Annotated in this window: 9 protein-coding genes; all 9 read right to left on the bottom strand. The window is 30.4% G+C overall.

Features of this window, described 5'->3' with window-relative positions:
- Positions 1 to 274 (bottom strand): helix-turn-helix domain-containing protein (locus tag QI30_RS14440; RefSeq protein WP_148113865.1); only part of this gene is annotated, 274 nt, incomplete at its 3' end.
- 360 nt (positions 275 to 634) lie between these two features.
- Positions 635 to 1,102 (bottom strand): GNAT family N-acetyltransferase, encoded by a 468-nt coding sequence (locus QI30_RS14430; protein ID WP_370323621.1) that lies wholly within the window; start codon positions 1,100 to 1,102, stop codon positions 635 to 637.
- A 630-nt stretch (positions 1,103 to 1,732) separates the two neighbouring features.
- Entirely contained in the window at positions 1,733 to 2,257 is a 525-nt protein-coding gene (locus QI30_RS20985) for a general stress protein (RefSeq protein ID WP_126991305.1), read from the bottom strand.
- A gap of 215 nt (positions 2,258 to 2,472) precedes the next feature.
- On the bottom strand, positions 2,473 to 2,652 hold the full coding sequence (locus tag QI30_RS14420) for a hypothetical protein (protein WP_126991304.1): 180 nt from the start codon (positions 2,650 to 2,652) through the stop codon (positions 2,473 to 2,475).
- A 616-nt stretch (positions 2,653 to 3,268) separates the two neighbouring features.
- The gene (locus tag QI30_RS14415) at positions 3,269 to 3,676 is read right to left on the bottom strand and encodes an HIT family protein (RefSeq protein ID WP_126991303.1); all 408 of its coding nucleotides are present in this window, start codon (positions 3,674 to 3,676) and stop codon (positions 3,269 to 3,271) included.
- Between the two features lie 116 nt (positions 3,677 to 3,792).
- Positions 3,793 to 4,323: a GNAT family N-acetyltransferase gene (locus QI30_RS14410; RefSeq protein ID WP_010304494.1), complete on the bottom strand. Its 531-nt coding sequence runs from the start codon at positions 4,321 to 4,323 to the stop codon at positions 3,793 to 3,795.
- A gap of 114 nt (positions 4,324 to 4,437) precedes the next feature.
- On the bottom strand, positions 4,438 to 5,322 hold the full coding sequence (locus QI30_RS14405; protein WP_126991302.1) for a hypothetical protein: 885 nt from the start codon (positions 5,320 to 5,322) through the stop codon (positions 4,438 to 4,440).
- A gap of 508 nt (positions 5,323 to 5,830) precedes the next feature.
- Entirely contained in the window at positions 5,831 to 6,514 is a 684-nt protein-coding gene (locus QI30_RS14400; protein ID WP_126991301.1) for a hypothetical protein, read from the bottom strand.
- A 48-nt stretch (positions 6,515 to 6,562) separates the two neighbouring features.
- Positions 6,563 to 6,832, bottom strand: coding sequence for a hypothetical protein (locus tag QI30_RS14395; RefSeq protein WP_126991300.1), 270 nt, complete (start codon positions 6,830 to 6,832; stop codon positions 6,563 to 6,565).
- Positions 6,833 to 7,104 lie beyond the last annotated feature (272 nt).

Here is a 7,104-nt window from a genome sequence, read left to right as displayed (position 1 = left end):
AACGCTGAAAAGCGTCTATTAAATTTTCATAAGAGGCTTGTAATGCCACACTATCTACGTTGCGTAGCCATGCCGTATCATCTTGTTTCTTCATTTTCGTGAGCATTTTGGACATAATGGAACGATTCAACCCTTTTCCTTCTTCTTTATAAGAAGTATTCCATAACGCAAGAAAATAGTTGTAAACAAAACGACAATGTCCATGGGTTTGATGGATGAACGCTTGTTGGTCTTTAGTTGGGTAGATACGGAATTTATACGCTTGATGTGGCATGACAGACACCTCCTTTTTTTTGAATAGTATAATAGGAACAGATGTTCTTTTCAACAAATTAGTACTGGCAGAATCATTGGGTTCGCAGAATCCCCCTCCCTCCTCACTACGCTCCTTGAGGGATGGGTATTCTGCGAAGAAATGATAAAAATATAGAAAAGTTAAAAATGTATTCTTGGTTTAATGAATTATATGAACATGAAGAACATCATCGTTCATTTTTTGTAAGCTTAAAAATTAGAAAGTATTTAGAAGGCTCTTGGCGTGTATCTAGATTAGATTCGAAGTGAAAAAGCGCAAGTAAAGTTTATTGTTATGTTAGAAGAAGTGGCTCGACTTCGAAATTTTGAAATGTATTATTTAAATTATTTTCTTCAATTCTAATTCATCGTTTAATGGGATCCCCTCATTGCCTGTTAAAGGAATTGAGGCTTTTATTTTTCGAGCTTCATTTACAGCATCAGGAATAATAGAGGTAATCCTGTACCCTCTTTTTTGATAAAATCTTAAAGCATGTAGATTATCATTTGTAGTTACTAAACGTACGATATTTATTTGTTTTTGCTTCGCTACATTTTCGACCTTTTCAATTAGAGCTGTACCAGTACCTTTCCCCTCTAAAATACTATCTAATGAAATGATTTCAACCTCATTATCTTTCATAACATATGTAAGTAGGCCAGCAATCTGATCATTTTCTTCAAAAATAAATCCATCTAAGTTTTCACACGTATAGATACCTGTTGAAATAACCATTTCAGAACTTCCCCAATGTTCATTGAAAAATGCTATTACTTTATCTCTATTTTCGCTATTTATCTGTTCTATCAAGTAAATCACCCTGTTTCTACTAAATTCGGTTACTCAATAAATATATATTTTAACTATTTTAATCAAAAGAAAAATTGGACACAGAACGCTGCTTGGAAACAAAACATTTCCAATTTTATAATTATCGATAATACTTTTTCTTGGGTATTTATAATGTTAATTAGAAAAGCCACGAATCATTATTGAATCAATGATTCACGGCTTTTTCGATACTTCCTAACTTTGATTTTTGAACGTTTAGTAAGTTTTTGTATACGTTATAAATATTTAATCAATTGATTATAACCAATTATTCACATAAGCAGCTAGCCCAACAATCGCACCCACTGTGGCACCAAAAAATACAAAATATCTCGTTTTTATTTCGGTGATGTTCCATTTGGTATTTGTAGTATTCATCAAAAATCCCTCCTACTTTTTATGATAATTATAAATTACCATAAAAAAGATTGGACTTATATATCTCCAAAGTGGCATTTGGGAAGGTTTATATAAGTTCATTCTGTATATTTTATAATTCTTCTCACACTAAACCCTTCGTTAGTTTAAGTTAATAAACTCGAAATCTTTTGGTGTTTATTAACCTTATTTCTTAAATATGTTATCAATGAAAAATAACGCTACTTTTTAGAATTCCAATTTCTTAATTCGTTTAAAATCCTTATTAATACAGGAATTCTTCAATTTTCTGCTTCTTAACAAATCTTTAATGCCAGAGACATTATATGAGAGTTGAACGTAAAAGTAGTTAATAAACTCTAAAATTGCAAAAATATATATAAAGAAGGTGATTGTTAAACCAAATGGCAAAGATGGATACCATTTTATGAGATCAAAAGCAAATACAATAATTGTGATTACAATTATAATCATATTCATTATTTTTAAATTATGTAATTGTCGAACAATCTTAATCGGAGTTATAGAGTTAGTCTCATTTCTTAATCTTTTAAGTTTTATATACCAATAAATCGTTCCTTGTAACAAAAGAAACTCTAAAAGGATAAAAGATACCCAAAATGAATATAGAGAATACAATTGTAGATTGGGAAATGCGTAATTTATTAGATAACTAGTAGGTACAAAGATGATTATAGAAAATAATTCTCCTGAATATAAATAAGCCAATCTATTTTCTAATGTTTTTTTCAAAATTATCACTCACCTCTTTCTTATTATTCAATCTACTTTTCTATACGAATTTACAATCGAAAAGTTACAATATTTTTAATTTTGTTATTTTACAAACCCGCCCTTCGTTGAATAACGAAATGTTACCAACGCGCTGTTTGGGAAGGTTATTTAGGATTAGTTTGTATATGTTATAAATTTTTAATGAACTAAAGCAATCTTGCATTTCACAATTATTATTTATTTTTCTTAATGGCATCTTTGCTCAATAAAAAATAGGCCGTACCAGCTACAAATAACACTGTGTTAAGCCACATTGCTATGCCATTCCATTCGTTATTAAATAAGGTCATATTTGTTAGATTCACAAAAAACATTGCAACTAAAATAACGTATAATCCTTTTATCTCTTTCATTTCTAAACCTCCCGAAAAAGGTTGAATTTTTTATTTAATATGGTTGAAACCAAACATAGTAATTCATAAAAATAAGACACGAAAACATACATAAAATTGGTGTAAGTAACATTCGTCTTTTTAAAATCATTTGCGTTAAACAGGGACGTAATTTCTTCCACATAACCGCGCCTAATGTTATTACGAAAAAAATAATAAACACTTCTGGATACACCAAAAAGAAAGCGACATCGCCTATTCCTACAAGGATTTCTAATAACACAGCATAGCCCAGCAAACGTATTTTCCCTACATACAATTGAATATTAAACATTAATTTCATAAGGCACATCTTTACCTTCAAGTCTCATCCCCCAAATCAAGAAAGATACAATATATACCATTTTATCACAGATACTGTAAGGGTGTGAAAGATACCCAAAGCCGTAATTAGAAAACAAAATTTCGCCAATTCCGTAAGTGCCGATAACACTTTTTCTTAGGTACTTTCATGAATCACAATGTTAAATAGAAAAGCCACGAATCAGTGATTTAACAATGGTTCGTGGCTTTTTTTGATATTCCCAAACTTTCATTTCGGAACGTTTTTTAATTAAGGTTGTATAATTATTTGATGTTATTTAACAGTCTTTCTGTTGTTTTCTTTATCCTTAAACATAAATCTTATGCCCTTACCTACAAGTGGTTCATCTTCATATCTCGGTAAAATGTGAAAATGTGCATGAGGTATATGTTGCCCTGCTTTTTCACCACAATTCCATCCGAGATTGTATCCTTGTGGTTGATAATGCTTATCTAAATATTTTTTAACATCTTGAAGAAGAGAATATGTAGCATTCCATTCTTCCAAGGTTAAATCAAAGGTTGTCTCTCTATGTATTTTAGGTACAATTATGCCTGCACCTTCAAGCTGAACGCCCTTTTGACGAGCTTGCTCTAATTGCAAAAACATACAATGTTCATTACTTAAAATCACTGTTTGCGTTGGTTCTAAATCTAGATTACATAATGGACAGTTATTCATATTAGACTATTTCTCCTCCTAAGAATCTTCTTCCTCTATTTGTAATCGTATCTTAAAAATTACAAAAGTGTCATTTGGGGACGTTATTAATTTTATTAATGTATGAATATGTACGTTTAAGATTTAGTTTTCCATTCACTTTCTAGAATTCCCATCTCTATTAGATTCCAATATTCATTGCCATTTTTTCTAGCATCTCTAAGTAAACCTTCTTTTTTGAAACCAACTTTTTCATAGCATTTAATAGCAGCAGTATTGAAATCAAATACACCTAGCGTCACTTTATGTAAGTTAAGCTCTTCAAATGCAAATGTTAAGGCAGCTAACATTAATTGCGTACCATAGCCATTTCCTCTACTTTCCAATTGTCCAATTAATACTTTTCCAATTCTTGCAGATTCGTTCATTCGGTCAACATTTCCAAGAGAAATATGTCCAATCACTTCATTAGTCGATTCGTCTACGGCTTTAAATATATATTTTGAAGCATTATCTGTATTAGCATCCTTCAGATAATTTTCAAGTTGCTCTAAAGTTAATGGATATGTAAACGCAGGTCCTCCCCATTGTAATGCAAAGGATGAATCCGGTATCCAGTTAATAAGTTGCTGAAAATCAGCTTGCGAAAATGGTTCTAATTTCAACATAATAATATACTCCTTCTTAATAGTGGGATATTAACATTATACATAAAGCTGAGCGAATATTTAGTTTTTTAAAATATAGTTACCAACGCGATGTTTGGGAACATTCGAGGTAAATTAACTATTTTTTAAAATATAAGAGTACCAGCCTATTTTTGATTTTAAATCCAATAAATCTGCAAATTGCCAAGCGTTGTAGTCTGTTGTATCAACTTCGAACTCTACGCTCGTAATACCTTTATTTTGTAAGCCAATAAGCATTTTCTTTAAGATCGGCAGCAAATTCACATTCCCTTGTTGACCGACCCAACCAATTTCATACTGTTCTTCATCAATGGGATGGACGAATATATAAGCAGTAACACGATTATTTTCTATTGCAATACAACTCAATTCTAAATCGGAATTGTCCTCTAATAATTTTTCTTTCCAAATGAGCCAATCTTCTACTTGTGCAGGATTATGTAAATGTGTTTGCTCATAGCTATATTTTAAAAGTTTAAATAATTGTTCCTCTAAAGAAGGTTGTGTTAATACTTGTTTGAGTGACAGTAATGTTAGAGGTACTGTTAGATCATTCAATTTTTCTAATAAAATGCTAATCTCATATTTCTCCATATATGTTTTTCGAAAAAGTTGGAATGGAAACTGCTGCAAAAGCTTTATTTTTTCTGAATCATTTTCCCAGCATGAAAAAATGATTCGATCATAAGGTGCTTGAACAATAAGCATTTTCTTCAACATTTCCTGTGTAGCATTACTGGAGAAGTAAATATATTTAGCAAGCGGATGGTTTGGATTCCCCCAACATACACCAATACTTTTTATTGTTTGCCCTTCAATCTCGGCTATTAAATCGTGATAATGATTAAATTCAATACGCCAGTACACGTCTTTTAACGATTCTTTTATCTGTTCATCTATCTTATATTCATTCAGATTCTTAATTTTTATGATGCTAGAACTGTTATACATTATTGTTATAAATACGCGTTTGGGCATGTACAAAAACGTTCATTTAACCATGTACATTTTTGATTTCCAATGTATATTACAACTTTATATAGAGAAATGAATATGATAGCCTTTGCGGATGAGTCAGCCTTATCATAGCTGCGTTTTTGGCTCAAAAATCATATGAATAGCGGCTCTATGTCAAGTTGTAATTATGCAGTAATTTGAATAGTGATAGCCATTATGAGCATGATTGTACATACTTAGATGCGCAAAAATGTACCTAACCATGTTGACATTTATAATTGTCTCCTTTAAGCGTGTCCCAATAGATTATTGGTAAGTGAATTTAATTCAATCTCTCATTAGTATTTTTTACAATATCATACATAAAAATAATTTTATGATGTAGTTAAGTTCCCAGTCAACTGTTTTGGAACCAAAATATCTCCAATTCGGTAAATACCGATAACACCCCTTTACATGAATTGCTCATACAATTTAAATACAAAAAGGCAGCTTAATCAGCTGGCTTTTTGCATCTAGCTATACTTGCCTAGTCTCCTAAATCGTATTTTAATTTTGAATAATGATAATCAAAATTAAAATTAAGATTTATTAATTTGTCTAAGTCATAACTTTTTTGTTTATAGATTTCCTTCATATATTGTAAGAAAATATAACGACAAGTGTAGAGTTCACTTATACCATATGTATCTTCTCGTAATTCAACATACTCAATTTCATCACCTAAAGAGTCATGTGTAATGGCTTCGAATTCTAAATTCGTATGCCACATGAAATCTAAAAAGCCTTGTAAGACTGCTTTTTTATATGCAGTTAATGAAAAAGTGGCTACTCTTTCAGCGGCATAATCAAATTCCACGGTTTTTTCATGATAAAAAATATTAATTTTAAAACTGTTCATAACATAATTATTTGTATAAAATACAATATAATCATTTTTTTCAACAGATTTATCTTGTGGTAATAAAGTTAACACAAGACTATACCAAAAATTATATAGTTCATCTGCTTCTGCGTTAAAAGGTAATGGTTTTCCATCTACATAGAAAACAACTTTACCTCCAGGATATCCTCCAGATCGTCCAAATGTATAATTAAATACATCTAAATCGTCCAAATTTGTCATTTCGATATAACCTGGATACGTTTGATTTTTGTCTAGCTCTTCTTTTTCAGGTGGGATTTTAATATAATTTTTAATTTCTAACTGCATAATAAAATGTCCTTTCTTATAAATTTATTAATATAGTTGACTTTATCTTTAAATGAAAAGTATCCATGATAAAACAGCTAAACCTAAAAAGAATAAACCAAATATAAAAGAAAGAATCTTAAAGGTAATGGTATGAAATTTATCTGAAGTAGTTTTTTCCGTAATAAGTAATAAAATACTAAATAACACTTCAATCCAAGTGATACCGTTAAAAGTGAAATCATCATCATCTTCATATGTTTTAAACGTAACATAAAAAGCATTCCCTGCAATAAACAATAAAAATACTGAAGAGGTTATTAATAAATATATATTCAAAAAGCTCCTCCCTCTATAAATGTTGATATATCAATGGCTCACGCCATTTTTGAGTGTCAAAAAAATATTTTCCAACACGCATATCTAACTTAATTTTGTATTAATTGATATTTATGTTAATTCATCGAAACGCTACGCTAAAGAAGAGACCATTAAATGGAAATAATTTCTTCTGAATCCAAGTTTATATGATACACTTTTGGATCTCTGCGTAGCTTATGACGACGAACCCTCCCATATCTCTAGGCGTCTAATTGCGCGTACATTCCTTC

It is taken from the genome of Candidatus Kurthia intestinigallinarum (genome assembly GCF_003991225.1).
Taxonomy (GTDB): Bacteria; Bacillota; Bacilli; order Bacillales_A; family Planococcaceae; genus Kurthia; species Kurthia populi.
Note: the sequence above shows the minus strand (reverse complement) of the source record. Positions and strands in the feature narration are given on the sequence as shown.

Coding starts and splice junctions, on each gene's coding strand:
- QI30_RS14405 (WP_126991302.1), bottom strand. CDS start 5,322: ATGCCCAAACGCGTATTTATAACAATAATGTATAACAGTTCTAGCATC.
- QI30_RS14415 (WP_126991303.1), bottom strand. CDS start 3,676: ATGAATAACTGTCCATTATGTAATCTAGATTTAGAACCAACGCAAACA.
- QI30_RS14400 (WP_126991301.1), bottom strand. CDS start 6,514: ATGCAGTTAGAAATTAAAAATTATATTAAAATCCCACCTGAAAAAGAA.
- QI30_RS14420 (WP_126991304.1), bottom strand. CDS start 2,652: ATGAAAGAGATAAAAGGATTATACGTTATTTTAGTTGCAATGTTTTTT.
- QI30_RS14410 (WP_010304494.1), bottom strand. CDS start 4,323: ATGTTGAAATTAGAACCATTTTCGCAAGCTGATTTTCAGCAACTTATT.